The sequence below is a fragment of the Variovorax sp. SG517 genome (genome assembly GCF_013376045.1).
Lineage (GTDB): Bacteria > Pseudomonadota > Gammaproteobacteria > Burkholderiales > Burkholderiaceae_C > Variovorax.
Window position 1 is genome coordinate 349,611 of record NZ_JABMJG010000008.1, and the last position, 24,733, is coordinate 374,343.

18 protein-coding genes and 7 tRNA genes are annotated in these 24,733 nt (G+C 67.1%); 1 reads left to right on the forward strand and 24 read right to left on the reverse strand.

All coding sequences use genetic code 11. The features are described from left to right. Window positions 1-260: 260 nt before the first annotated feature. The 16 genes from FHT32_RS24845 to FHT32_RS24920 all read right to left on the reverse strand — a co-directional run bounded on the left by FHT32_RS24845 (window position 261) and on the right by FHT32_RS24920 (window position 12,556). Window positions 261-971: a Sir2 family NAD-dependent protein deacetylase gene (locus tag FHT32_RS24845; protein ID WP_176667256.1), complete on the reverse strand. Its 711-nt coding sequence runs from the start codon at window positions 969-971 to the stop codon at window positions 261-263. A 42-nt stretch (window positions 972-1,013) separates the two neighbouring features. Then, a tRNA-Asn gene (locus tag FHT32_RS24850) sits at window positions 1,014-1,090 on the reverse strand. A 26-nt stretch (window positions 1,091-1,116) separates the two neighbouring features. After that, window positions 1,117-1,190, reverse strand: a tRNA-Cys gene (locus FHT32_RS24855). Between the two features lie 138 nt (window positions 1,191-1,328). After that, window positions 1,329-1,404 (reverse strand) — tRNA-Asp (locus FHT32_RS24860). Between the two features lie 25 nt (window positions 1,405-1,429). Continuing rightward, window positions 1,430-1,505, reverse strand: a tRNA-Gln gene (locus tag FHT32_RS24865). Between the two features lie 12 nt (window positions 1,506-1,517). After that, window positions 1,518-1,593, reverse strand: a tRNA-Trp gene (locus FHT32_RS24870). Window positions 1,594-1,618: 25 nt separating this feature from the next. Next, window positions 1,619-1,696: transfer RNA gene (locus FHT32_RS24875), tRNA-Pro, on the reverse strand. Window positions 1,697-1,702: 6 nt separating this feature from the next. Next, window positions 1,703-1,779, reverse strand: a tRNA-Leu gene (locus tag FHT32_RS24880). A gap of 178 nt (window positions 1,780-1,957) precedes the next feature. Further along, a complete protein-coding gene (locus FHT32_RS24885; RefSeq protein WP_176667257.1) occupies window positions 1,958-2,164 on the reverse strand; it encodes a hypothetical protein in 207 nt (68 codons plus the stop codon). Window positions 2,165-2,431: 267 nt separating this feature from the next. Continuing rightward, window positions 2,432-2,947 (reverse strand): hypothetical protein, encoded by a 516-nt coding sequence (locus tag FHT32_RS24890; protein WP_218088390.1) that lies wholly within the window; start codon window positions 2,945-2,947, stop codon window positions 2,432-2,434. A 35-nt stretch (window positions 2,948-2,982) separates the two neighbouring features. Beyond that, window positions 2,983-3,453: a hypothetical protein gene (locus tag FHT32_RS24895; RefSeq protein ID WP_176667258.1), complete on the reverse strand. Its 471-nt coding sequence runs from the start codon at window positions 3,451-3,453 to the stop codon at window positions 2,983-2,985. Continuing rightward, complete coding sequence (locus FHT32_RS24900) at window positions 3,447-7,889, reverse strand: RHS repeat-associated core domain-containing protein (protein ID WP_176667259.1); 4,443 nt, start codon at window positions 7,887-7,889, stop codon at window positions 3,447-3,449. The genes FHT32_RS24895 and FHT32_RS24900 overlap by 7 nt, the downstream gene beginning before the upstream one ends. A gap of 6 nt (window positions 7,890-7,895) precedes the next feature. Next, entirely contained in the window at window positions 7,896-8,339 is a 444-nt protein-coding gene (locus FHT32_RS24905) for a DcrB-related protein (protein WP_176667260.1), read from the reverse strand. Window positions 8,340-8,374: 35 nt separating this feature from the next. Continuing rightward, window positions 8,375-8,821 (reverse strand): hypothetical protein, encoded by a 447-nt coding sequence (locus FHT32_RS24910; RefSeq protein WP_176667261.1) that lies wholly within the window; start codon window positions 8,819-8,821, stop codon window positions 8,375-8,377. 3 nt (window positions 8,822-8,824) lie between these two features. Continuing rightward, window positions 8,825-11,998, reverse strand: coding sequence for a type VI secretion system Vgr family protein (locus FHT32_RS24915; protein ID WP_176667262.1), 3,174 nt, complete (start codon window positions 11,996-11,998; stop codon window positions 8,825-8,827). 75 nt (window positions 11,999-12,073) lie between these two features. Beyond that, a complete protein-coding gene (locus FHT32_RS24920; RefSeq protein ID WP_097198611.1) occupies window positions 12,074-12,556 on the reverse strand; it encodes a type VI secretion system tube protein Hcp in 483 nt (160 codons plus the stop codon). A 293-nt stretch (window positions 12,557-12,849) separates the two neighbouring features. Between FHT32_RS24920 and FHT32_RS24925 the strand changes: the two genes are divergently transcribed. Then, entirely contained in the window at window positions 12,850-13,803 is a 954-nt protein-coding gene (locus FHT32_RS24925; protein ID WP_176667263.1) for a phosphate acetyltransferase, read from the forward strand. A 9-nt stretch (window positions 13,804-13,812) separates the two neighbouring features. On the opposite strand, the gene FHT32_RS24930 is transcribed toward FHT32_RS24925, so the two are convergent. The 8 genes from FHT32_RS24930 to FHT32_RS24965 all read right to left on the reverse strand — a co-directional run bounded on the left by FHT32_RS24930 (window position 13,813) and on the right by FHT32_RS24965 (window position 24,637). Continuing rightward, a complete protein-coding gene (locus FHT32_RS24930; RefSeq protein WP_176667264.1) occupies window positions 13,813-17,421 on the reverse strand; it encodes an indolepyruvate ferredoxin oxidoreductase family protein in 3,609 nt (1,202 codons plus the stop codon). A gap of 157 nt (window positions 17,422-17,578) precedes the next feature. Beyond that, window positions 17,579-18,430 (reverse strand): AraC family transcriptional regulator, encoded by an 852-nt coding sequence (locus FHT32_RS24935; protein ID WP_176667265.1) that lies wholly within the window; start codon window positions 18,428-18,430, stop codon window positions 17,579-17,581. Between the two features lie 43 nt (window positions 18,431-18,473). Next, a complete protein-coding gene (locus FHT32_RS24940) occupies window positions 18,474-19,526 on the reverse strand; it encodes an ABC transporter permease (protein ID WP_176667266.1) in 1,053 nt (350 codons plus the stop codon). Beyond that, on the reverse strand, window positions 19,523-21,112 hold the full coding sequence (locus FHT32_RS24945; RefSeq protein ID WP_176667267.1) for a sugar ABC transporter ATP-binding protein: 1,590 nt from the start codon (window positions 21,110-21,112) through the stop codon (window positions 19,523-19,525). Before FHT32_RS24945 ends, FHT32_RS24940 begins: the two co-directional genes overlap by 4 nt. 13 nt (window positions 21,113-21,125) lie before the next feature. Then, a complete protein-coding gene (locus FHT32_RS24950) occupies window positions 21,126-22,127 on the reverse strand; it encodes a substrate-binding domain-containing protein (RefSeq protein WP_371132251.1) in 1,002 nt (333 codons plus the stop codon). Between the two features lie 17 nt (window positions 22,128-22,144). Beyond that, window positions 22,145-23,197: an ABC transporter permease gene (locus FHT32_RS24955; RefSeq protein ID WP_176667269.1), complete on the reverse strand. Its 1,053-nt coding sequence runs from the start codon at window positions 23,195-23,197 to the stop codon at window positions 22,145-22,147. 25 nt (window positions 23,198-23,222) lie between these two features. Further along, window positions 23,223-24,179: a ribokinase gene (locus FHT32_RS24960; protein ID WP_176667270.1), complete on the reverse strand. Its 957-nt coding sequence runs from the start codon at window positions 24,177-24,179 to the stop codon at window positions 23,223-23,225. Window positions 24,180-24,184: 5 nt separating this feature from the next. Further along, the gene (locus FHT32_RS24965) at window positions 24,185-24,637 is read right to left on the reverse strand and encodes an RbsD/FucU family protein (protein ID WP_176667271.1); all 453 of its coding nucleotides are present in this window, start codon (window positions 24,635-24,637) and stop codon (window positions 24,185-24,187) included. Window positions 24,638-24,733 lie beyond the last annotated feature (96 nt).

The window sequence follows — 24,733 nt, forward strand, 5'->3', positions numbered from 1 at the left end:
TCTAATCGTGCAGCGTCGTGAACCCATTCACGGAATCAGCACAAGAATTTCGGTAGCGACGGTCAGGAGGCAAATCACGGCGCTGCGCCTATCAGGCGCGCCCCCTGAAACTCGGATCAACACAAGAAAGTGCGAGCGACGAACTGGTTGCTGCAGTCCGACGAATGGAAATGCAATGGTCCCTCGCCCATTTCCCGCCAAACGCAAAAAGCCCGCCATCGAAACGATGACGGGCCTTTGATTGCAGGCATCCAAATGAACTACGAGCCCGCTTCGCTCAACCACCTGGCAGCCAGCGCAGGCACCATGTCCGTCGCCCTGCCCTGCAGGAAGGTGAAGCCACGCGGCACCTCTTCGATGTCGAGCGCGACAAGCACTTTCTCGGCGCCGCGGTCCGCGTACCGCACGAGCGACGCTGCCGGATAGACCGTGAGCGAGGTGCCCACCACCAACACGCGCGCCGCAGTCGCCACGTGCTCCTCGGCTTCCTCGAAGTGCTGCACCGCCTCGCCGAACCACACGATGTCGGGCCGCAGCTGGGTGCCGTCTTCGCAGAGTTGCCCCATGGCAATGGGATTGTCATCGATGCGATAGCGCTTCGGCTCGGGCTCCGAGGTGCCCCGCGCGTAGGCGAGTTGCCCGTGCAGGTGCACCACGTTGCGCGACCCGGCACGCTCGTGCAGCGCATCGACGTTCTGCGTGACGATCACGACTTCGTATGCCGCCTCGAGCGACGCGATGGCCATGTGGGCCGCGTTGGGCTGCGCCTGCCATGCCTTCTCGCGCCGCTCGTTGTAGAAGGCCAGCACCGCCTCCGGGTGCCGCTGCCAGCCTTCGGGGCTGGCGAGTTCCTGCCACGAGTAGCTGTTCCACAGGCCTTTGGCATCGCGGAAGGTGGGCAGGCCGCTCTCGGCGCTGACGCCGGAGCCCGAAAGCACGACGATCTTGTTCGGCTGAACCTGGGGTTTCATGCTTCGGCGCTCCTTCTGCGTTGCTGTCGTTGAGTTGTTGGTTGGCTCCCCGAACACGAATCGAACGTGTGACCTGCGCATTAACAGTACGCCGCATCTACCAGCTGAGCTACCGGGGAAAAATGGGTTGAAGGATATCTATGGATGGAGGCGCGACCCGGAGTCGAACCGGGCTGGACGGATTTGCAATCCGCTGCACTGCCGCTTTGCTATCGCGCCGAGATCGAGCTTGCTGATGGCGTTGGTGGTGGATCGTCTTCGAGTCGAACGAAGTATTCCCGAAGGAGACGGGGTTACGGCCCGCTGCAGTCGCCAGTGCTGCTCACGATCCATCGAAAGGAAAAGTCGATCGATGAATGGCGTTCCGCAGGGGAGTCGAACCCCTGGCTTCCTCCTGGACAGGGAGGCACTCTGGCCACTGAGTTAGCGGAACGAAAAAAGAGAAAGAGAAGAAAAGCTGGCAAGCCCTCAAGGATTCGAACCTTGGATCCCGAGATCAAAACCCGGTGCCTTGGACCACTAGGCGAAGGGCCGGCAAAAATTGGTTGGCGCGCGCGGAAGGATTCGAACCTTCAACCGTTGGGTTTGGAGTCCAGTGCTCTGCCAGTTGAGCTACACACGCACAAGAAAAAGCGAAAGAGAAAAGATGGTCTGGGTGGCAGGATTTGAACCTGCAGCCTCCTGCTTCCAAGGCAGGCCGTCTACCAGATTGACACTACACCCAGAGAAATTGGTGCCCCAGGGGAGACTCGAACTCCCAGAATTCCGCTTCTAAGGCGGACACGTCTACCAGTTGCGTCACCGGGGCTGAAAAGAAAATGTTTGTGGCTGCTGCGAATTTTTAAGGAGCACTCACAAGGTTCGAACCTTGCGCGGGCAGCACGATCGCTGCTCGTGAACGAATGACATGAAAACGAAGAGGCCCGGAACCTCGCGGTGTCCGGGCCTCTTCTGTTCGAGAGAAAGAGAGCTTGGGAGGTCTGCGCCTATGCGCGTCCTCCACCCGGTTGCACCTGATCCTGGTAATCGCACGGCCACAGGTCGGCCTGCGGGTTGGACATCGGATACGGGAGTTGATTGAGTTGCTGCTGCAGCAGCGGCTGCAGGCCGAGGCCATCGTGCGAAGCGACGCGCACGAACACGTTGCCGGATGCGGGGCAAGTGCTGTAGATGCGGATCGTTGCGGCGTTCACGTTGGGTCCTGTTGGCGTTGAGTGGGATGGACTGTAAATAGTCTTTACACAATCGTCAACTGCCTGGTTAAACTTTTTTCAAGCACTGTTGCAGCAAGCGGCGGACAACGATGCCTTCAATGCGATGACGAGTGCCGCGTAGCCCTGCGCACTGTCTGTGGGCTTCAACAGGGCGTCCGCAATCAATGACGGCAGTGCAGGGGTCGTGCGCTCATGGAGTTGAATGTCAGTCGCAGAACGCGCCGCCATGGCAAGTTCAGAGGTTCATCAAACGATCTCGGCGAACAGGCTCTCAAGCACATTCGCCGGCAAGCCGTCGAGCTGCGTGGTACAGCCCGGTGAAGGCAGAAAGAAATACGGGTGGGTCACTTCCTGCAGCCCCTGCGCCGCAAGCACGGCCCGGCCCTTGTCGATCGAAGCCCTCGCCACTTCAGGCAACCTCGCCGAATCGATCGGATGATTGGCATCGCCTCGGTCAACCATGCCCCACTTCCTGTCGAAGCAGTAGACGGCAAACAGTGGCGCCTTCGACGAGATGTAGAAGCGAACATCGAATTCGAAACGCTTCTTCAACACCGCATCCCGGCCCGACAGCTTGCACGTCAGCGACTGCGCGGGGTTGTAGTTCATGTCGTCGTCCAGAACGAATGCAATGCCCAAGCCGTTCGACAGCGCAGCACCCAAGCCGGCGACCAACAGCGCGTGCTCATGCACGCAGCCGATGGGCTGTGCAATCGCGTCCATGATGAACGGTGGAAGCATCGACGGCAGCGTGTTCTTCAAAGAGCTCTTCTCCATGGGTGCATCGGGGGCCACGCTCAACGCTGCAGCATCGAGCGGTAATAGTCCGCGAGCGCAATGTATGGAAGCAGAACACCAGCAAGCTTCGTCAGCACCAGCACGTCGCCCTCCCCTTTGCGGAAATGAGCCGTGACGCCAGATGGAAGCAGAACCACCTGCTCATCGCCCAGGTCGAAGCTTGCCGCACCCTCGACGGCGAACGCGACTTGCGACGGTCCAGCGATGTCCGCGAAGCCGGGCAAGTCGCAATCGCCGAAAAAGTCGATAGTGTCGTGCGAAAAGCGTCCGTCACTGTCGAAGTGAAGGTTGACGCTCCAGCCGTCGAAGTCGAAGGTGTAGACGACCCCCGAGCCCGTTCGCCATTGCTCGTCTGCCTCTTGCTCGCAAGCGGCCTCCTGCGGAATGCTCATGCCGGCAGCCAGATGCACGGCGCCCCGTTCGAGGTAGCGCATCAGGTCGAGTTGCCCCGCAATGGTTTGCTTCAACATCCGATGCCTTTCTTGAGATTGCGCTCCAGGTGCGCGAACTCGGCCCCCTGGCGCGTGAATGCCGACTTTGCCGCGCCCGCGGTGTCCGCCATTTTCTTGGCGTTCGAAGGATTCTGGAGCCAAGAGTTGACGGACTGCTGGATTTTCGACCACTGCGCCGGGTTCTTTTGCGCAATGGCCCTCGCTCTCGGGTCGGCCGGCACCAGACCGATGCCGCCAGTATGGTCGGGCCGCAACCCCACGTGAATGGGTTTGCTGTTGGGAACGCCGACGTTGACGTGAATGCCACGGGTCTGCACGTCAGGAAGTGCGGTGTTCGCTGAGACCGGATAATCTGGCGACAGCCCGAGCGGATCGATCCAGCCAACGGGATTTGGCGAGTAGCTATGCAGGTTATCGCCACCCGCAAGCCCGATCGGGTCAGGGCTGATGAAGCGCCCTATATCCGGGTCGTAGAAGCGGAACGTGTTGTAGTGCAAGCCTGTATCGCGGTCCAGGTACTGGCCCTGGAAGCGAAGGTTCTGCGCAATGGCTTCTGTTGCGCTGTGCGCGCCGGGTGTCGGCCGGCCGTCCAAGGCCGTGACTTCCCATTGCTCGGCAACGGTCGCGCCCCATGTCCTGTAGCTCGCGCGCCAGCATAGCTGGCCTTCGTTGGTGCTCAGTTCTTCCGGCAGGCCAGCGGTGTCGTTGTGAAAGTGAAGGACCTGCGCCCCGGCCGATGCCTGGGCGGGCTCAGCCTTCGCATCCAGCCGCGCCACCGGTACGTAGCTATCTGGCTCGTACACATAGCTCACAACATGCGAGCCCCTGCGCTCCTCGATCAGCCGCATCCCCTCCCAGATGAACCGCGTACTGCCGAACGCATCGTGCTTGGCCACGCGTCGCCCGATCGCGTCGTAGTCGAAGCGCGTGACCTGCGTGGTGGCTTCGGGCGTGCCCGGGCGCCGCGTGGTGTGCACGGCCACGAGGCGGCTTTCGTCGTCCCATTCGAAGCGCTGGTCGGTGTGCCTGCCCGACAGCTTGCGCACCAGCCGCCCGTGGCCGTCGTAGCTGTAGCGCTTGTCCTCGAACACGCGCACGAGGTTGTCGCGCACGTAGCCGGGCGCGGTTGATGCGTCGAGCAGGTTGCCTGCTGGGTCGTAGGCAAAGCGCTCGCTGTTAGCGGCAGCCGCGCTGCGCACGCTCTCTTCGATGCGGCCGGTGGCGTCGTATCTGTGCCCCGTCGTGCCCTGCAGCGAATGCCGGCTCTGCCGCAGTTCGCCCACGGGGTCGTAGCTGTATTCCTTCATCAGCCCGTCGAGCAGGCGAGCCCCAGGGGTGCCCGCGGCGTCGATGGCCTGGCGCCAGCTCGGGTCTTGCGTGGTGAATGCCGCATCCAGCCCGCCGGGCCGGCACCACGACGCGGTTCGCCGGCCCTGTGGGTCCAGCGCAAAGCGCGTGTGCAGCGCACCCTGGCTTCGCGCCACTTCGCGGTGCAGATCGTCGCGCTCGATGTCGCTGATCAGCTGGTGCACCACGGGCGCGTCGCCATGCTGCCGCGACAGATTGACCTGGTGCAGATGCCCGGAGCCGTAGTACAGGTAGTTCAATGCGCGCTGCACGCCCGGCTGCGACGCGATGGCGGGAAGCACGGTCTGCGTGCGGTTGCCGAGTTCGTCGTGCGCGTGGCGCAGGATGTGGGTCTCGCCGGTGAGCTCGTCGATGGCCGTCTCCTCGACGAGCCGCCCGAGCTTGTCGTAGACGAACACGGTGCGGTGCAGCGCACGCGGCTCGCCGCCCCTACCGGGTTGCGGCGCTTCCAGCTTCGTTGCTTCGGTCAGGCGATCCAGCTGGTCATAGCTGTAGCGGTAGCGGTGGCTCCCGGTGCGTTTCTCGACGAGGCGGCCCACGGCGTCGCGCAGCAGTTCGGTGCGCAGGGGTCCGGCCGGCCGATGAGGCTCGGCGCCGTCATGCAGTGCCAGGTCGTCGTCACCGATGCCCGGTACATGGGTGATGCACACCGGCCAGCCGTTGGCGTCGTATTCCACCTGCACGCGCGTGCCGCCCACGCGGCGCTCTTCAACCACGCGGTCGGCGGCGTCGCGTACGAACTCGAAATGCAGGCCGTTCTCGTTGACGAGCGCCTGCAGGCGCTGGGCGCTGTCGTAGTGCCAGGCGATGCGGCGACCCTCGGCGTCCTGCCGCACCAGCGGCTGGCCGCGCAGGCCGAGCGCGAACTGCGTGCTGCGGCTCAGCGCATCGGTGGCGGCGACGATGCGGCCGACCGCATCGCGGCGGAACGACTGGTGGCTCTGGTCGGGCTGCGACACCGACAGCAGGCGCCCCATGGCGTCGTGCGTCAATCGCGTGCGCTGACCCATGGCGTCGGTCACGGTCTGCAGGTGGCACCAGCCGTCGTATGTGTAGCGCGTGGTCTTGCCGGAGCAGTCGATCAGCGAAAGCAGCTGCGCGCAATCGTTCCACGTCATGCGGTTGGTGCCGCCCTTGCCGTCGGTCACCACGATCGGCAGGCCCCGCCTGTCATAGGCGTACTCGGTGGTGTGGCCCAGCGGGTCGGTCTCGCGCACCAGGTTGCCCTGGTCGTTGTAGGCGTAGGTCCAGGTGCTGCCGTCCGCGAGGGTCTGGCGCCAGGGCTCGCCGGATTCGGTCCAGCCGGTGCTCTGCGTGCGGCCCAGCGCATCGGTGCGGCTGGCGATGAAGCCCATGGGGTCGTAGGTGCAGCGCGTGGTGGCACCGCCGGGCTCGGTGATGGCGACGAGCTGGCGCAGCTCGTTGTATTGCGCATGCCATTGACGACCCGCCGCGTCGATGTAGTCGGTGACCTGATGGTCGGCATTCCAGTGCCAGGCGTACTCGCGGCCGACCTGATCGACGACCAGTGTTTCGCCCAGTGCGTCATCGGCGGCAGGCGGGATGCGTTGGACGGTGTAGCTCTCGCCGTCATTGGTCCAGTGGCGGACCACGTACGCTTCGCCACTTTCGCCACGCCACTCGTAGCGGCACTCCAGCCCTGCCGCGTCGGCATGGAAGTTCATGAGGCCCTGGGCGTCGTAGCCGAATCGGCGCACCACCACGCCGTTGCGATCGGTCACGTCGAGGAGCCGGCCCTCGGCGTCGTGCCTGTAGGCCACCAGCAGACCCGGCAGCTCGCCGGGTGCGCCGGCGGCCAGTCGCACTGCACCCAGCCGGCGCCTCTCGCCCGCGTACTCGAGCGCCAGCAGCCGGCCAGTGCTGTCGGTCAGCTCGACCAGCCGGCCCAGCGCGTCGTGGCGCAGGTCGATGAAATTGCCGTTGCGGTCTTCCAGCCGCGCGAGCTTCAGCGTCCGGGCGCGCGGCTCGCCATCGACCGGCGGCTCGAACAGGAAGAACAGCCCGCCCGGCACATGGATGAAGTAGTGGCCGCCTTCGCTGCGGCACAGGTCGAGCCCGTCGCGCAGGCTGTATTGCCGCGCGCCGGGTTCGATGTCGGGCAGCACCATCGGCCGGCCCTGCTCGTCGATGAGCGTGACGATGGGCTTGCCTTCGTCGTCGCTGCCCAGCCGCAGTTCCATCGAATAGGGCAGGTTCCAGCCCTGCCCCAACGGGCCGTCGCGGCGCAGGTCGTGGCTGCTGTAGAAGCGCTGCCATGCGATGGGCAGCGGCCCCGGCAGGCTGAAGTCGAGTTCGCTCTCGCCGCCCAGGAACTTGCCGCCCGTGGCCGCATGCACCGGGTTGCCGAAGGAGCTGACCATGCCGTGGATGCCCATGCCAAGCCCCACCGCCCCTTCGATCAGGCAAGGCAGCGCGTTCTTGCCCTGCCGTGCAAGCTTGGGCAGGCAGCGCAGGCCGCGGTAGATCATGACCACGTTGAAGATGGTCACCAGCACCTTGGAGATGAGCGGCACCTCGTCGGCCACATCGCGCACGCGCGCCGTCGGGCCGCCGATGAAGACCGTGGGCGCCCCTTCGCAGACCTTCGCGCCGCACTCTGTGTGGTCGTCCTTGCGCGAGGCCACGCCCATGTTGATGAACACGGTCTCCGCGCCCTCGGCAAGAAGAATCTGCGGCGAGTCGTTCTTGCAACTCACCGTGTCCATGGGAGCATCGGGCGAGGCCCGGGCCGCGCCCAGGGCCTTGCCGCCGATGAACACGTCCGACGATCCGCTGGTGATGATCCCGGTCACGGTGAGCGTCTCGGGCACCAGCGCATCGGCGATCGACTCGCCCAGGCTCGCGCCGACGTAGCCGCCGGCCATGCGCGCGCCCACGACCACCGCGCCCGCCACCAGCGGCCCGGCAAGCCCGCCGGTGCCGACTACCGCGGCCGCCGCCACGCCCACCGCGAAGCCCACGGCGATGCCGCCGATCAGCCCGCCCGCGAACTTGGCCCAGAAGCGCGCGTGCGCGTTGGTGTGGGCAATGGGGTCGTGCAGGCGTGCAGCTGGTTGGCCGGCCATGGCGCCTCAGGCCCTCGGCTGGAAACTTTCGAGCACGCGCCGCCACAGCGCGATCGCCTCGGCATCGAAAGGCACGGGGCTGCTGGCCGTGAGGATCAGCACGCTCCTGCCGCCAGGGTTCTGCGGCAGCAGGAACACGGCCTGGCGTTGATGCAGCGCCTGGCCGTTCTGCTTGAACTGCGTCACGAGCTCGATGGCATGCAGGCTCGCGATGGCCGGGCCCACGGCGATGTCGGTGCGCGACACCTCCTTGAGCTGGCTCACCTGGCGCGTCAGGTCGTTCATCTGCCGCGCGACGAACTGCGGCAGGGTTTCCTGCGCCCGCAGCGCGTCGCGGCTCACGATGAGCGTGGTGCCCGAGCCGTCGGGCATCGCGAGGATGTTCATCGAGCGGTCGATGCGGCCGTCTTCGGGGATGTCGAACTGGCCTTCCTGGATGTGGTACTTCATCGGGCTGCTTTCTTGCAGTGTTCCATGCGGGTGTTCTATGCGGGATCGAAGGCCACGAAAGCCAGGCAGTCCGGGTTGCGCTCGGTGAAGCCGAAAGACAGCCGGCCCCAGTCGGGCGTTGCCGTGAAAGTGGTCGCCTCGTCGAGCGAACGGCCGCGCGGCACGTCGGTGATTTCGAGCGCGGCGTAGTGCTGGCGCACTTCGGCCAGCGGCACGCAGCGCCCTTTCAGCTCCAGCACCAGAAAGCCCTGGCTTGCGTCTTCACGCTTGATGCGCAGGTCGATGCGCGCCAGCTCGGCGCCATCCGCAAGGTGCACCGGCGTGCCTTCGAAGAACTGGAACACGTTGCCGCCAGCGGCATGCGTGTCGGCCAGGGTGGTCGACAACGTGCGGCCCACGTTCTGCGTGGAGAACGGCAACTGCGCAGCAAGCGTCCCGATGGCCTGCCAGAGCGTGAGGGTCGTCGTAGCTTGTTGATTCATGGTTCAGTGCTTGCCGGCATATTTCTTGTCATAGCCTTTGCCGTAGTACTGCGTGTACTGCTCGCCGGTGGTCGATGTGGTGAGCGTGCCGTAGTACTTGCCGGCCGCGGCCCTCGCAGCCTCGCGGGTGCCCCCCTTCGCCCAGATGTTGTAGGCATCGTTGAAGGCTTCCACGTTCGCGGGGTCGGCCCCCTTGAGGATGTCGACCTTGGCCGCGCGCCAGACCTCGCGCCGCACCTGGATCTGGTTCAGCGCAGCCTCGCCCTCGGAACCGAGCATGCCGTTGACGTACGCGGTCTTCGAGGAAATATCGGGCTTGAAGCTGTACGAATACATCGCGTGCCCGACCTCGTGCGACAGCGACGCGGCGGTCTTGTACGGGTCTTTCTGATAGGCACCGTCGATCACGATCTTCTTGATGCCCGAATTGGTATTGGCATAGGTGCCCCCGCCCGCAGGCCCGTAGCTGATGGACCACTTGTCGCCCTGCAGGAACTTGAGCTGCCGCTGCAGCGTGGGTGACCGCGCTGCAATCGCATCGACGCCCTTGCCGAGGCCGGTGGTCACATAGCCCGGCGGCGACGCCGCGGGCAGGGCATGCTCCGAGGCTTGCGCAGACGTGGCAGCGGCCGCGGGCGCCACTGGCACGTCCTCCTCCGCCACGGCTTCTTCGGCCTGGCTGCCGATGGGCGCATCGCAGTTCAGGAAGATCTTCCCGCCCCGCTGGTCGAGGTTGTCCGTGAAGTTCACCAGCCCCTTCACTCCGTTGATCTTCACCGTGCCATCGGCCAGCAGCACGATCGACGACTTGCCGCAGATCAGCGAGATGCTGGTCTTGGCGGTGACGAACACGTCCTGCTCCGCCGCCTGGATCACCACCGACTTCTGCCCGATGAGGTTCGCATTGGCCGCGGTGGAGGTGACGGAGGCGTCGGTCTTCGACACGAGGTTGATCGCACCGGCACTGGCGTGCGAGACGATGTCGCCGTCTGACACCACGTTGATCTGCCCGCCCTCGCTCACCTGCGTGAGCATGCCCTTGGCGGCGAGTTGCGTGAGCTGGGCGCCGGTGGTCATGGTCAGCGCGGAGACGGAGCGCATCGACACGCTCTGCCCCGAACTCACCACGATCGGCCGGGGGCTGATCATCGTCTGGCCCTCGGGGCTCACGATGGAGACCACGGGCTTGTCGATCTTGCGCGAGAGGTCGAGCATCTGCTGCGCGTCGGCCATGGCCGGATCGGGGTCGTCCGACACGCCGGCCTCGGGAGATCCGCCGGCCGCCAGCGCGGCAACGGCCTGCGACATGCCGCCGAGGGACTGCACGCCCTGCACCAGCCCCGAGAGCGTCTGGTTCTTGCCCTGGGCCATGGCGCTCACGAGCGATTTGGTGGCAGCCACGGCCTGGCCAGCCGCCTGCATGAGCGCATTGCTCTGCGCGAGCGTGGCGCCCATCTGCTCGTGCCCGTCGGGGTTGTCGCGCGAGGTCTTCTGCGCGAAGTCCTGCGTGTAGGTGGTCAGCAGCAGGCCCTTGTCGGCGCGGATGGAGCCCCACTCGTTGGTGCGCAGCTCGAAGCCGTAGCTGCGCTGCACGCCCGAGCCCTGGTTCATCAGGTAGCCCATGTGCAGGTGGGTGTTGCCGTGGTCGGTCGACAGCTCGATGTGCTCGGTGCCGCGGCTGTCCTCGAAGCGCAGCATGTGCTTGCCGCCGCCACCCTTGCTCCAGTGGGTCTGGAAGCCGGTCTGGGTCTTGTGGCGCGGCAGTTCCCACGGCGGCATCTGTGCGGCGTTGTAGACGCAGCCGGTGACGATCGGATGGTCGGGGTCGCCGTTGAGAAAGTCGACGATCACCTCCTGGCCGATGCGCGGGATGTGCATCGCGCCGTAGTTGCTGCCGGCCCAGGTCTGCGAAACGCGGATCCAGCACGACGAGTTCTCATCGCGCTTGCCGTAGCGGTCCCAGTGGAACTGCACCTTGATGCGGCCGTACTGGTCGGTGTGGATCTCCTCGCCCGCCGGGCCGACCACCACCGCGGTCTGCGGCCCGGTGGTACGCGGCTTCGGCGTGACGCGCGCGGGGCGGTACGGCGCGCTGTCGGGCAGCACCTCGAAGCTCTGGCGATAGCTGGTGCTGCTGGTCGACTCGCTGTAGGCCGCGTCCGGCGCGCCGACCACGCGCAGCGCGTTCTCCTGGAAGTCGTAGGTCACAGCCTCGATCAGGTAGCGGCGGTTCTCCTGTGCGTTGGGGTGGCGCGCCAGCTCGAACAGGTAGCCGGGCGCCATGTGGCGCAGGTTGCCCTCGGCGCTCACCAGCTCGCGGCGCCCAGCGAGTTGCTCCAGCCGCAGGCGCGCGTAGTTCTCGCCGTCGGCCAGCTCGGTGTAGCCGCCGGGCCAGTCGAATATCTCGAAGCTGTCGCGGCTGTGGCCGGCCGGTTGCTGGCGCACGGTGTCTATCTCGGCGTTCGGCTTCCTGAAGTCGTAGTCGTCGGCCGCGAAGTTGCCCGATGCGATGTCCTCCGAATGGCTCCAGCTGTCGATGAAGTCCTGCTCGAGGATCTGCGCGGCGAGCACGCCCGCGTGATAAGGCACCCTCACCGGACCGGCGGGCAGGTCGGTGTGCGAGTCGGCGCCGTCGCACAGCACCAGCTGATGGCTGCCCTGCGCGTGCGAGAAGAAGTAGTAGATGCCCTCCTGCTCCATGAGCCGGCTGACGAAGTCGAAGTCGCTCTCCGAATACTGCACGCAGTAGTCCCAGGTGCGGTAGCTGCCGCTCAGACGCGCGTCGATGGCGAAGCCGTAGGGCGCGAGCACCTCCTGCAGGATCTGCGGGGCGGTCTTGAACTGGAATATCCTGAAATCGGAGCGACGGGTGGCGTACCACAGCCAGGGGCGCAGCGTGGCCTCGTACACACACATGTCGCCGTCGTCCTTGCCGATGTAGGCGAAGCGCGTGACCTGTCCGCTCAGGAAGCGGCTGCCGGCGCCGCCGAGTTCGGTGGCGAGGTTCACCTCGATGCTCATGTCCTCCCCCAGCATGCTCCGGGGCTGGATGTTGGGCATGTCGCTGATGAGCCGCACGCGGTGCTCGAACAGCGTGGAAATGCGCTCCTGTCCCGTCATCGAGCGGAACTTCAGGCGCTCGCCCAGCGCACTGTGGGCGATGAAACTGCGGGTCATTCCTGTAAAGCTCCCTGGTCAATGCGATCCCGGCGCGTGCCGCGCAAGCGGCAAACCGCGCCGGGCAAAGGGAGCTCAGGCCTCCTTGTTTTCCTTGATGTTCCAGCCCAGCACCGTCTCGGCGCCCTTGCCGCCCTTGTCGGTCTGTTCCCAGTACTGCTGCTTCACCTTCGCGGCCTGGAAGGCGTACTGCACGAACACCGCGTCGGAGCCCTGCTCGGCCGTGTACTGCACCGAGGTCACCAGCACCTCTTCGAGCGTCACGCGCGTGTACTCGATCTGCGAGCCGCCGGCCTTGCACACCGACACTTCCACCTTGCTCAGGTGCTTGCCGCTCGCGCAGTTCTTCAGCACCGAGGGTGCCGCCTTGTCGATGCGCGCCAGAACCTGCAGGTCGTTGAAGCTGGCCTTGCCGACACCGCCGCCACCGCCGCTGACCATGTTGCCGGGCTGCGTGGCGCCCCATGCGAACGACTTGATGTCGGTCCACTCCTTGTGGTTCGAGTCCTTCGATTCGCCGTTCGCGCCCTCGACGCGCATGAACATGTCTACTGCCATGAGATCAACTCCCTCGAAAATTGCGTGCCCGCCGGGGCACATTGGAACCAGCCGCCCTCCCTGCTGGAGGACGGCAACGAATCACGGTCAGGCGGTGCCGGCGCTGGTGACACAGTGGCGGCGGCCTTTTTTCTGGAGCACAACGCTTCAGCGCACGCACCTTAATCGAGGGGTTCGTGCGCAACCAGTGCCGAACGGCATGCGTAAAAAGAACTACCAGAGCCGGCGTTTGGCTCCCGGAATCACATCCTGTACTGTTGCAGGCGCACCGTCCCATTCATCCAGGAGCCCGCATGGCGTCTTCCACACCCGCTGCCCACCCGCACTACGACCGCCTGATCGCCGCCGCACGCGGCCTGCCCTCGCTGCGGGTCGCGGTGGTACACCCTGCCAACGCGGCGTCGCTGGAAGCTGCGCTGGCATCGGCATCGCTGGGCCTGATCGTGCCGACGCTCGTGGGCCCGCGCGCGAAGATCGAGGCGGCCGCGCAAGAGGCCGGCATCGATCTCTCCAGGATCGCGATCGTCGATGCGCCCCACAGCCACGCCGCGGCCGACGCGGCCGTGGCCATGGCGCTGCGCGGCGAGGTCGATGCGCTGATGAAGGGCAGCCTGCACACCGACGAGCTCATGGGTGCCGTCGTGCGCCGCGAAGGCGGGCTGCGCACCTCGCGGCGCATCAGCCATTGCTTCGTGATGGACATCCCGGGCCACGCGCAGCCGCTGATCATTTCCGACGCGGCGATCAACATCGCGCCCACGCTCGAGGAGAAGGCCGACATCGTGCAGAACGCGATCGATCTTGCGCACGCGCTGCACATGCCGGCGGTGCGCGTCGCCATTCTTTCCGCGACGGAGACGGTCAACGCCAAGGTGCCTTCCACGCTCGACGCCGCAGTACTTTGCAAGATGGCCGATCGCGGCCAGATCACCGGCGCGGTGCTCGACGGCCCGCTCGCGATGGACAACGCCATCGACGCCGAGGCCGCGCGCATCAAGGGCATCGTCTCGCCGGTGGCGGGGCGCGCCAACGTGCTCATCGTGCCCGACCTCGACGCGGGCAACATGCTCGCGAAAAGCCTGACCTTCCTCGGCGGCGCCTATGCGGCGGGCATCGTGCTGGGCACGAAGGTGCCGGTGATCCTCACGAGCCGGGCCGATTCGGAACCGGCGCGGCTCGCCTCGTGTGCCGTCGCCTCCATGCTCGCGAAGGCGGGGCGCGACAAGCTCATCAAGGCGGTGGGCTGAGCCCGGAGCTCAGCGCGCGCCGGCCACGATCGCGATTCCCCTGATCTGCCCCGCCGAGGGCGCCCGCTCCGGCTTCGGATAGCGCGCCGGCGCGAAGCGGTGCAGCAGCTCGGCCTCCTGCATCTTCGCGGCCTCGAAGTTCACGAGCTTGACGTGGCCGAAGCCGCGAATGGACAGCGGCAGCGCCGCGATGCGCGCAGCCGTCGCCTGGTTGCCCGCCGAGAGTTCGCCCGCCATCGCTTCGAGCAGGCCGTCGAAGTGCGAGATCAGCTCGCGCTCCATGCGCCGCTCCGCGGTGCGCCCGAAGATGTCGAACGCCGTGCCGCGCAGCCGCTTGCCATGCGCCAGCCAGCGCATCGCAGGCAGCATCCAGCTTCCGATGCGGATCTTGGCGGGCGCCTTGCCGTGCGCGGCGCGCGAGAGCACCGGCGGGGCCATGTGGAATTCGAGCTTCAGGTCGCCTTCGAACTGCTCGTTGAGCTTCTGCAGGAAGGCGCCGTCGGTGTAGAGCCGCGCCACTTCGTATTCGTCCTTGTAGCTCATGAGCTTCAGCAGGCTGCGCGCCGCATTGCGCGTGAAGGGCAGGCTCGCATCGCCGCCCTGCAGTGCAGCCTCGCGCTCGCGAAGGCTGCGGATGCGCGCCTCGAAGCGGTCCGCCCATGCGGCGTTCTGGTAGCCCGTGAGGTGCCGGCGCGCCTCGGCGATCAGCACGTCGAGCGGTCGCTCGTCGACGGAAGCAGCCTGCGCATCGGCAGGCGCCGCGCGCAGCGAGTCCAGCGCCTCGGGGTTGCCGGCCGCAAGCCGCCCCAGCGAGAAGGCCGACTGGTTCGCGGCCACCGCCACGCCATTGAGCTCGATCGCATGCATCAGCGCCTCCAGGCTCAGCGGCACCAGCCCGCGCTGCCACGCATAGCCGGCCGCGACGATGTTGGCTGCCAGCGTGTCGCCGAGGAACTCTTCCGCCAGACTCTGCGCGTCGAAGGTCTCGACCTGCTCCTCGCCGGCCACGAAGCGCATCTTCTCCAGCAACAGGTCGACGTGCAGGTCCGCATCGGGGTTGCGCAGCGATTCGGCCACCGGAATCTCGTGCACGTTCGCGAGCACCCGCGTGCGTCCGTGGCGCACGGTCTGCAGCGCGTCGGCCGATGCGCCCACCACCACGTCGCAGGCGAGGATGGCATCGGCCTGCTGCGTGTCGATGCGCACCTGGTGCAGGCGATCGCGCGAATCGGCCAGCCGCACGAAGCTCAGCACCGAGCCGCCCTTCTGCGCGAAGCCCATGAAGTCGAGCACGCTCGCGGCCTTGCCTTCGAGGTGCGCGGCCATCGCGATCACCGCGCCCACGGTCACCACGCCGGTGCCGCCCACGCCGGTCACGAGCAGGTCGTACGGGCCGGTCCATGCATGTTCGGCCGGATGCGGCAGCGCGGCCACGCGGTGCAGGAAGGCATCTCGCCCCGCGGCGAGCGCCCCGCTCTTGCGGCGCAGCTTGCCGCCCGTCACGCCCACGAAGCTGGGGCAGAAGCCCTTGGCGCAGGAGTAGTCCTTGTTGCAGCTGGTCTGGTCGATCTTGCGCTTGCGGCCCATCGGCGTCTCGTGCGGCAGCACGGCCACGCAGTTGCTCTGCACGGTGCAGTCGCCGCAGCCTTCGCACACGGCCTCGTTGATGAACAGGCGCTTGGGCGGATCGGCAAGTTCGCCCTTCTTGCGGCGGCGGCGCTTCTCGGCGGCGCAGGTCTGTTCGTAGATGAGCACCGTCACGCCCGCCATCTCGCGCAGCCGGCGCTGCACGTCGTCGAGCGCGGCACGGTCGTGGAACTCGGTGCCACTGGGAAAGCGGTCCTTGATGGCGTCGTACTTGCCGATGGCATCGCTCACCACCACCACCTTGCTCACCCCTTCCGATTCGACCTGCCGCGCGATGGCGTCCACGCTGATGACGCCGTCGACCGGCTGCCCGCCGGTCATGGCGACCGCATCGTTGAAGAGGATCTTGTAGGTGAGCGTGGCCTTGGCCGCCACGGCCTGGCGGATCGCAAGGTAGCCCGAGTGGTAGTAGGTGCCGTCGCCCAGGTTCTGGAAGACGTGCGGCGTCTTCGTGAACATGGCGTGCGAGATCCAGTCCACGCCCTCGCCGCCCATCTGGATGAGGCCCGCGGTGCTGCGGTCCATCCAGTTCGCCATGAAGTGGCAGCCGATGCCGGCGCGCGCGGTCGAGCCCTCGGGCACCTTGGTGCTGGTGTTGTGCGGGCAGCCGGCGCAGAAGTACGGCAGGCGCTTGACCGCGTCGCTCGCGTTGGCCAGCAGCTCGGGCGGCGTGAAGTCGCGCACGTGCTGCAGGTGATCGCCCAGGTCGTGGTTCTCGGGGAAGTGAACGGCCAGCCAGTGCGCGACCAGCTCGATGAGCCGCGAGGGCCGCAGCTCGCCCAGCGCCGACACCAGCGGCTGGCCGTCGCGGTCGTGCTTGCCCACGAGCACGGGGCGCGCTTCGGGCGGCGCGTTGTAGAAGATGTCGCGCAGCTGCGTCTCCACCACCGCGCCCTTCTCCTCGACGATGAGGATCTCTTCCAGCCCCTGCGCAAAGGCCTTGATGCGCGTCTGCTCGACCGGGAAGCTCAGGCCGATCTTGTAGAGCCGCACGCCAGCGCGGGCCAGCTGCTCGGGCGAAAGCTCGAGCCGGCGCAGCACTTCCATCAAATCGTGGTGCGCCTTGCCGCAGGTGACGATGCCGACCTTCGCGTGCTCGCTGACGATCACGTGGCGGTCGATGCTATTGCGCCTGGTGAATGCGGCTACCGCCGCGAGCTTGTCTTCCAGGCGCGACTCGATGCGCAGCGAAGGCAGGTCGGGCCAGCGGTAATGCAGGCCGTCGGGCGGCGGGCGATGGCCGGTGGCGGCGCTCACCGCGTCGGCGTCTTCCCAGGCCTCGACGCGGGCGTTGATCGCGTCAAGGTCCACGGTGCCCGCGCTCTCCACCACTTCGGACAGCGCCGCCATGCCGACCCACGCGCCCGAATAGCGCGAGAGCTCGTAGCCGTACAGGCCGAACTCCAGGTACTCGGCCACGCTGGAGGGCTGCAGGATGGGCATGCGCCAGGCCATGAAAGCGTGGTCGCTCTGGTGCGGCATCGACGACGACACGCAGCCGTGGTCGTCGCCCGCCACCACCAGCACGCCGCCGTGCGGCGAGGAGCCGTACGCATTGCCGTGCTTGAGCGCGTCGCCCGCGCGGTCCACGCCCGGGCCCTTGCCGTACCACATGGCAAAGACGCCATCGACGGTGCGCTCGGGGTCCGATTCCACGCGCTGCGTGCCCAGCACCTGCGTGGCCGCGAGCTCCTCGTTGACGGCCGGCACGAAGCGGATGCCCGTCTGCTTGAAGCGCTCGCCGGCCTTCCAGATCGCCTGGTCGACCATGCCCAGCGGCGAGCCGCGGTAGCCGCTGACGAAGCCCTGGGTGTGCAGGCCGCGCTGCGCATCGCGCCGGCCCTGCATCACGAGCACGCGGATCAGCGCCTGCGTGCCGGTCAGGAAAACCGAGCCGGACTCGGCCCAGATGTTGTCGGAGAGTTGGTAGCCGGGCCGTCTGATCGCGGTGGCATCGAGTGGGGCATTCATGCCCGGGATTGTTCTGCCGCGGCGCAGGTAAGTGCTTCTTCAATGCACTAGCGCAGACCCTTGTTTCGAGAAGAATCCACTTCCAAATCGGCCAAAAAGAAGATTTTCTTTTTTAATTCGTCTAATCCGGAGAAAACACCTGTCTCCCGGCGCTACCTCATCTTCCCGCACCCGCGTGCCGGGCCCGGAACTCGCCCGGCGTCATGCCTTCCAGCCGCCGGAAGTGGCGGTTGAAGTTCGAGAGGTTGTTGAAGCCCACCTCGTAGCAGATGCTGCTCACGTGCTGGCGCGTGGAGGTCAGCAGGCGGCAGGCCTTCGCCAGGCGCAGGCCGATGATGAAGTCGGTGAAGGTCTTGCCGGTCGCGCGGCGGAAGCTGCGCGAGAGCGAAGTCCTGCTCGTGCCCACGAGCGCGCTGACCTCCGAAAGCGACAGCGGCTCCGCATAGTTGTTCCGGATGTGATGCAGCGCTCTTTGCACGTGCAGCGTGCGGCCCGGGCCGGCGGCATCGGCGTGCACGGGGGTTCGGGCCAGCAGCCGGAAGTCGGTCCACTGCGAGAGCTCGTTCAGCACGGCGGTGAATGCCGAGAATCGCGCCAGCCCGTGCAGCGTCGAAACGCGCCGCAGCTTGGACAGGGTCTCGGCCCCCAGGCCGACGAAATGCACGCCCTGGCGCGCGCGCGAAAGAAGCGGCCCGACGTCCGACAGCTCCGGAAATATCGCCGCGCCGCGCCGCAGCGGCTCGTCGCTGAAGCGCAGCACCAGCCCGTCGTCCGGCTCCACGCACTGCGCAAACCTCAGCGTGTGCGGCAGCAGCGGCCCGAGCAGAACGACCGCGCCCGGCGCAAGCGCGTGCGTCTCTTCGCTCGCGCCGCTGCCGACGCGCAGGCATGCCGGAGCGCTTCCGATCAGGTGCAGTTCGTGGTCGTGGAGGCAGCTCCGGGAGTCGAAGCTTCGCCCCGCGAACGGGCTCGGCTCCTCGCAGAGAACGGTGGCATTGGCGTCGGACATTCGATTGCGATCCACAAGACCAAGCGGCCGCATATCCGCAGGGTCAGTCCCGCGAGCGCATCGCGAAGAAGCCGCCGGCCACGAGGATGAACGCCCCGATGATCACCTTCTGCCAGGTGCTCGGCACCCCGGCCAGGATCAGCACGTTGTTGATCAGCGTGACCAGCACCACGCCCAGCAGCGTGCCGCCCACGGTGCCGCTGCCGCCGGTGATGCGCGCGCCGCCGAGGATCACCGCAGCGATCACGTCCAGCTCGTTGCCTACCAGGTCGAAGGGGTTCGCCAGCCGCGTGCTCGACACGTGCACGATGCCCGCGAGACCAGAGAGGAAGCCCGCGTACGCGAACACGAAGACGTGCACCGTGCGCAGGTTGTAGCCCAGCCGCTCGGCAATGGCCAGGCTGCCGCCGATGGCGTACACCGCCCGGCCGATCAGCGTCCGGTTCAGCAGCCACCAGGTCAGCACCGCCGCGAACGCCAGCACCAGCACCGTGGCCGGCAGCACCACGTGCAGGCCCTGCGGCGTGTCGAAGCGCCAGAGCGCCAGCTTGCCGAAGGCGTCCATCGGCGCGGGCACGTTCATGAAGAACACGGTGCCCACGAAGGTCAGCAGGATGCCGCGGTAGAGGTACTGCGTGCCGATGGTGACGATCAGCGAAGGAGCCTTGAGCCAGTGCACCAGCAGCCCGTTGATCACGCCCAGCAGCGCGCCGCTGGCGGCACCCGCGACCAGCAGCAGCGCGATGGGCGCTTCCGGAAAGTAGTTCAGCACCAGCTTGGTGATGCTGTACATCGTGAGCGCGGCAATGGCCGCGAACGACACGTCGATGCCGCCGGCGGCCAGCACGATCAGCACGCCCAGTGCGAACAGGCCCAGCACCGTGCAGGCGCGCACGATGTCGAACAGCACCGGCAGCTGGAAGAAGCTCGGGTTGATGGCGCCCACGGCCAGGCTCGCCAGCACGATCAGTGCGAGCGTGAAAACCGAGGGGCGCTGCGCGAGCCAGGCGCGCAGCGAGACCCGCGCCTGCGGCGGGTGCGGAGCCGATTCCGGCGCGGCCGGTGCGGACTGCGCTTGCATGGTGGAAGCCGTCATGAGAATGCGGGGGAAGGTGTGTCGGAAACCAGCGCGTGGTAGAGGTCGCTCTCGGCGAGCCCCTGCGCGTCGAAGTCGTTGGCGATGCGGCCCTTGCGCATCAGCAGGATGCGGTCGCAGTTCTGCAGCAGCTCCTGCAGGTCGTCGCTCACCAGGATCACGCCAAGGCCCTGCTCGGCCAGCCGCTGCACGATGCGGTAGATGGTGTCCTTGGAGCCCACGTCCACGCCCACGGTGGGGCCGTGCAATATCAGCACGCGCGGCCCGATGGCCAGCCAGCGCCCGATGAGCACGCGCTGCTGGTTGCCGCCCGAGAGCGACTGCACGGGCCGGTCGACGTCGGGGGTGGCGATCTGCAGGTCGCTCACGGTGCGCTCGGCCAGTGCCTGGCACTGATTGGCGTCGAGCGCGCCGAAACGCCCGCGCAGCCGGTTGAGCACCGCGGTCACGATGTTGTCGCGGATCGGCTTGTCGAGGAACAGACCCTCGCTGAGCCGATCTTCGGGCACGTAGCCGATGCCCTGGCGGATGCCGTCGGTGGGCGTCTTCAGCACGATCTCCTTCGCGTCGAGCAGCACGCGCCCGCGGTCGGCGCCCTGCACGCCGGCCAGCGCCAGCGCGAGTTCGTTGCGGCCGGAGTCCAGCAGCCCGGTCACGCCGAGGATCTCGCCCTTGCGCAGCGCGAAGCTCACGTCACTGAACTGGTGGCCGCGGCCCAGGCCTTCGACCTTCAGCAGCTCGTCGCCGCCGTGCGTGCCGTGGCGATAGCGCTCGCCGCCGAGGTGCTTGCCGGTCATCCAGTGCGCGATCTGCGCCTTGGTGAAATCGCGGATCGGGCCCTGCGCCACTTTCGTGCCGTCGCGGAACACGATGGCCTGGCCGCCCATGGCCATGCACTCGTCGAGCTTGTGGCTCACGAAGAGCACGGCCACGCCCTGCTCGCGGAGCACTTCGACCACGTGCACGAGGTTGTCCACTTCCTTCTGCGTGAGCGAGGTGGTGGGCTCGTCCATGATGACCATGCGCGCTCGGGTGGCCACCGCGCGCGCGATGGCCACGAGCTGGCGGGTGGCGATGGGCATCTCGTCCACGCGCCGCGCAAGGAAGGCCGCGTCGGTCGGCAGCTTCACCGCCTCCAGCGCCCGCGCAGCCGTGGCCGCCAGCGCCTTGCGGTCGAAGCGGCGAGCCAGCCTGCCGCCGGTGGCGACGAGCTGCTCGCTGAGCGCGACGTTCTCGGCCACGCTCATGTTCGGCAGCAGGGACAGGTCCTGGTAGACCGTCTCGATGCCCAGGCTGAGCGCCTGCAGCGGCGACAGCGAGTCGTACGGTTGCCCGTCGATCACAATGCGCCCCTGGCTCGGCGGCTGCGCGCCCGAGATGATCTTGATCAGCGTGCTCTTGCCGCAGCCGTTCTCGCCGAGCAGGTGGTAGATCTCGCCGGCCTCGATGCGCAGGTCGATGCCGCGCAGCGCGTGCACGCCCGCGAAGCGCTTGTGCACGTCCTGCACCTCGAGGAACACCCGGCGCCCGGCCGGGCTCGCGGAGCCGGCCGGACTTGCTTGCGTGGAAGGCGCGGTCAAGGTCATGGCTTGCGTAGCGTCAGAACGAGTAGTTCTTGTAGTTCTTCTTGTCGACCTCGACCCAGGCCTGGCCCGTGACGACGATGCCGGCGCCCGGCCCCTTCTTCACGGAAACCTTGTTGTAGCCCGGCACGCCCATGTCGGTGCCTTCGGTGATGGTCTTGCCGTCGAGCAGCATCTTGGCCGCCTTGTTCATGGCGAGGCCGGCGTCCTTCGGGTCCCAGAAGGCGATGCCGCCGACCGCGCCCGACTCGAGGAACTTGGCCGCCTCGCTCGGCAGGCCGGTGCCGAAGACGCAGATCTTGCCCGCCAGGCCGGCCTCTTCCACCGCGCGGCCGATGCCCAGCACGTCCAGCGACGACGAACCCTGGAAGCCCTTCAGGTCCGGGTGCTTGCGCAGCATTTCCTTGGCCTTGCCGTAGGCCTTCTCGGCGTCGTTGAGCGACTCGTTCTTGGCATCGACAAGCTGCATCTTGGGGTACTTCTTCGCGTTGGCCGCGCCGCCGTCGGCCCACTGCACCTGCGACTGGCTGCCCAGCGAACCCACGAGCGACGTCCACTTGCCCTGCTGGCCCATGCAGGCGGCCAGGCGCTCGTTGATGCGCGCGCCGTAGGCCGTGTTGTCGAAGGCCTCGATGTCGACCATGGTGTTCTTCTGGTTGTCGGCCTCGTGCGTGACGACCTTGATGCCGCGCTCCATCGCGCGCTTGAGCACCGGCTCCAGCGTGGGCGGGTCCATCGACACGATGGCGATCGCGTCGACCTTCTTGGCCACCAGGTCTTCCACCAGGCGCTGCTGCTGGGCGGCGTCGGACTGGGCCGGGCCGATCTGGCGCGTGGTCACGCCCGGCGTGCTGCTGCCGAACTCCTTCACGCCCACTTCCATGCGGTTGAACCAGCTGATGCCGGTGATCTTCACCACTGTGACGATGTCCTGCGGCTTGCCCTGCGCATGGAGCGCCGAGGCGAAGGCCACGGTGCCCAGTGCCAGCACGGTGCAGGCGATCTTGGTTTTCTTCAGCATGTTCGTTTTGTCTCCTAGCCCTCGGTGGTTCTCTGCGTCGCGCCAGGAGGGGGCTGATGCGGCGGTGCGCTGTTGCGCGAAGCGGGAATGAAGCTGCGAAGGTCGCTCAGGCTGAAGCGTGCCGATGCCAGGAAGAACAGCAGCAGCAGGCCCCAGGCGCAGTCGCGGAAGAAGTTGGAAATGCCCAGCAGGTTGAAGGTGCTCGACAGCAGCTGCAGCGCCACGGCCGAGAAGAACAGGCACACCATGCGCCCGTAGCCGCCCTGCGGCCGCACGCCCGCCATCACGGTGATGAGGATGGCGATGAGCAGGTAGGAGTTGCCGTAGTCCGACTTCACGCTGGCCGTACGGCCCGCAATGATCACGCCCGCCACCGCCGCCAGCACGCCGCACAGCGCATAGGTGGCGATCAGCATGCGGCCCTGCGGAATGCCCGCGTAGCGCGCCGCCTTGGCGTTGGTGCCCAGCAGGAAGAGCCGGATGCCGAACGGGCTCTGCTTGAGCAGCCAGCCCACGGCCAGCAGCATCGCGATGAAGATCGCGAAGGGAATGGGCACGCCCAGCACGTTCTCGTTGCCGATGGCCGAGAGCGGCTCCGCGTTGCCCACGCGCAGGCTGGAGCCGCCGGTGAGCACCACGGCCAGGCCGGTGTAGAGCAGTTGCGTGCCCAGCGTGCACAGAATGGGCGTGAGGCCGGCGCGCGCGATCAGCACGCCGTTGAGCAGCCCGCCCACCAGCCCCGTCGCGAGCGCGACCGCGGCGAAGGCTCCGGTGTAGGCCCACGGCGCAGCATCGGCATCGACCAGCATCGGCGCCAGCGTGGCCGCCACCACGCCCGAGAGATTGGCCAGCGCCACGCCCGAGAGGTCGATGCCGCCGTTGCCGGAGATCATCGACAGCGCCACGCCCATGGCCAGCAGGCCGAGCTCGGGCAGCTGGCCGCCCATCGACTGGAAGTTGTAGACGTCGAGGAAGTCGCCCTTCGACAGCACCGTGGCGACGACGAGGATCGCGACGTTGATGCCGACCAGGAAGTTGAGCTCGCGGTCTGAAAACCTGAATTTCACGGAAGGCTCCTTTGCGGCTCGCGTCTCAGGCTGCCGCGCGGTTCAGCAGCGCATCGACCTCGATGCGCTTGGGCATCGAGGGCGCGGTGCCGGCGCGCGTGACGGAAATGGCGGCCACGGCCGAGCCGAAGCGCGCGGCCTCCAGCGGCGACGCGCCCTCGGCCAGCGCAGCCGCGAAGCCGCCGTTGAAGGCATCGCCCGCACCGGCCGTTTCCTTCACCGCGCCCGCATGGAACACGGGAAGGTGCACCGACTCCTTCGCGCTATGCAGCAACGCGCCCTTCTCGCCGAGCGTGATGAGCGCGCAGCCCACTCCCTTGGAAAGGAAGAAGTCGCCTGCACGCCGCGCGTCCTCGACGGTCTCGATGACGATGCCGCTGAGCGCCGCGGCCTCGTGCTCGTTCGGCGTGATGAAGTCGCACAGTGGGTACACGGCATCGTCGAAGGGCAACGCGGGCGCGGGGTTGAACACCGTCACCGTGCCTGCGGCGCGTGCGAGTTCCAGGCCGCGCTGCGCGGCGCCCGCGGGCTGTTCCAGCTGCGTGACGAACACGCGCGCGCCGCGGATGGCGTCGGCGGCCGCATCCACGTCGGCCGAATCGATGAGCGCCGCCGCGCCGGGCACCACGATGATGGCGTTGTCGCCCGTGACTTCGTGTACGTAGATGAAGGCAGCGCCAGTCGGCTGCGTCGTCACCTGTGGCACGCGCGGCGTGATGCCCTCCTGCGCCCACAGTGCGAGCGCGTCGGCGCCGAAGGCGTCCTGCCCGAGCTTGGAGATGAAGGTCACCTGCGCCCCGGCGCGCGCGGCGGCCACGGACTGGTTCGAGCCCTTGCCGCCGGGCCCCATCGCGAAGCCGGAGCCCGCGATGGTCTGGCCCACGCCCGGAAGGTCGGCCGCGCGGAAGGCAAGGTCGGCCACGAAGATGCCGAGCACGGCGACGCCGCGCTGCTGGTGCTGATACGAGGAAACGGCGCTCATCGCGATCAGGCCTCGGGGGCGATCACGCCCTTCTTGAACACGAAGCAGCCGTAGAAGCGGCGCTCACCGGTGGCGATCACACAGTACGCGCGGCGCGCGGCCTCGTAGAAGGCGAAGCGCTCGATGGAGCCCATCGGACGCGGGCGCCCTTCGGCCGCGTCGATCTCGCGCTGCATCTCCTGCTGCACGGGCGGGATCTCATTGGGCGCGCCCATGACCTCCATGCGCCGCGCCGGATCGTCCACCGCGTTGTCCAGCGGCAGCACCGACAGAATGGCGCGCGCCGCCTCGGTGGTGCCCACGCCGTCGATGCGCAGCAGCCGGCCCAGCGAGGTCTGGCGGGCGACCGAATCGGCCGGGAAATTGGCGTCGCACAGGACCAGCTCGTCGCCGTGGCCCATCGCGCGCAGGGCGTAGAGCACGTCTGCATTGAGCAGCGGATGGATGGACTTCAGCATTCGGTCTCCTGAATTGGTATGGCTTTCGCGGTTGCGATCTTAGATAAAGAAAACGTTTGCGCAAACGTTTGCTTCTCGGGGATTTCCCTTGGTTTC